The sequence below is a fragment of the Paracoccus benzoatiresistens genome (assembly GCF_026913015.1).
GTDB lineage: Bacteria > Pseudomonadota > Alphaproteobacteria > Rhodobacterales > Rhodobacteraceae > Paracoccus > Paracoccus benzoatiresistens.
Map to the genome: position 1 here is coordinate 1 of NZ_JAPTYD010000134.1, position 2,098 is coordinate 2,098.

Consider the following 2,098-nt stretch of genomic DNA (forward strand, 5'->3'; position numbering starts at 1 on the left):
CCTTCAGCCCGATGGCCGCAAAGACCTGCGCCCAAAGCGCGCCCGCGTTCGGCAGCGCGGTCTGTTCGGTGCAATGCGACAGGATCCGGGGCGCGGCCTTGCCCTGCACCCGCACCTGCGGGAAACGCCGCCCCGACGCACTCTCGGCCGCAAGGAATTCCTGCGCCAGCATGACGCGCGGCGGCGTCAAACCGGCCTTGGGATAGTCCTGGCGCAGCATCATGACAAAGGCCGGATCCAGCCCGATCATCGGCACGCCCGCCGCCGCCGCCTTTTGCAGCGCCGCGACCTGCCGCCCGGCCATGCGCCGGAAGGCGGCTTCCGCGCCCATGTTCTGCGCGGCCTTGCCTGCCGGCCGCATGGCAACCAGCAGCGGACAATAGCCAAGGGCGCTGAGGCCCGCGATGGCATCCTGCGCGACCTTGGCATCGAACAAGGCGGTGAACCAGTCCTGCCACAGCAGCACCGCGTTCCCGGGCAGCGGCCTGTCCAGATCGGCCAGCCGGATGCGATGCGCGGCAGCGACCGGGCGGGCCAGATGGGCGGGCATGTCAACGGTCTTCAACGCGCGCTCGGCCAGCCGCCGTGCCAGCGGCCAGACAGGTCGCAGCAGCGGGGAAAGGGTGACGGCCAGCGGGCTGAGCCGTTCGGCGGCCAGCACCAGCCGATCGGACAGCGGCCGCGCACTGCGGCTGTAGTGATCGGCATAGAACGCCGCCCGCATCGAGGGGATATCGACCTGCACCGGGCAACTGGAGGCGCAGGCCTTGCAGCCAAGGCAGGTGTCCAGCGCCGCCATCAGGTCATCCTCGGGCGCGGGCCGTCCCGCGTCGCGGGCGACCTTCCAGGCCCGCAGCGCGTCGGCCCGTCCTTTTGGCGAATGGCGCAGATCGCCCGTCGCCTTGAACGAGGGGCACATCGGCGCCGCCGCCTGATAGCTGAGGCACTGCGCGTTCCCGTTGCAGCGGAAAGCCTTTTCCAGCGCGTCGCCGGGCCTTGCGTTGAAGGGCCGGAAGGGTGTGGTCGCAATCCCCATGTGCGGGCGGTCCAGCGTGACCAGCTTGCCGGGGTTGAACCGCTCGGCCGGATCAAAGGCGCGCTTGACGGATTGCAGCGCGGCATAGGCCCTGGGCCCGATCCATTCGGGGAGATAGGCGCCCCTGACCCCCTTGCCATGTTCGCCCCAGAAGATGCCGCCGTATTTCCGCGTCAGAGCAAAGACCGCGTCCGAAACCGCGACCAGCTTGGCCCGGTCGGTGGTTTCGTCGATGTCCAGCGCCGGGCGGATATGCAGGCAGCCGACATCCACATGGCCATGGATGCCGAAGCCCAGCCCGTTGCCCTTCAGCACGCGCAGGAAATCATCGACGAAGGCAGGCAGGCTCTCGGGCGGGACCACGCAATCCTCGACAAAGGCGATGGGCCGCGCTGCGCCGTCGACCTTGCCCAGAAGCCCCACCCCGGCGGAACGGATCGCCCAAAGCTCGCGGATCTCGGCCAGGTCGCGGGCCTGGTGCAGGGCGATCTGGCCCGGAAGGCTGCGCAGCCGCTCCAGGCAGGCGGTCATTCGGGCCTGCATCTCGGCCGGGTCGTGGCCGTTGAACTCGATGAAGACATAGGCGACCGGGCCTTCGGGGCGCAGGCTTTCGGGCAGGCGGGCCAGAATGCCCGCGTCCTGCGCAATGCGCTGGACCCATTCGTCCATCACCTCGATCGCGGTCGGATCATCGGCCAGAAGCGGAGTCGCGGCCGCCAGCGCATCGCGGAAGCGGGCGAACCCCGCGACGATCAGGCGCTTTTCCGGTTCGATCCGGCGCAGCTTGACGCGAATGCGGGTAATCGGGCCCAGCGTGCCCTCGGCCCCCAGGAACAGCCGCCACCATTCGAAGCCGCCGGCCCCGGGGCAGGCGCGTTCAAGATCATAGCCGGTGAAGCGGCGGTTGAGGCGCGGGGTCGCGGCGATGAAGGCGGCCCGCCCCTGCCGCACGGCCTCCTCGGCCGCGGCCAGCATCGGCGCGGCCCAATCCGGCGTGGGCGCAAGGCTCGACAAAAGCCCCTGCGGGCGTGCGATCTCCAGCCCCAGGATATTGTCCGAGGT

1 protein-coding gene is annotated in these 2,098 nt (G+C 69.9%); it reads right to left on the minus strand.

Going from position 1 to position 2,098, the window contains the following annotated elements:
• Nucleotides 1-2,098: FAD-binding and (Fe-S)-binding domain-containing protein (locus OU682_RS23745; RefSeq protein ID WP_268944644.1), on the minus strand; the 2,098-nt coding region annotated here is incomplete at both ends.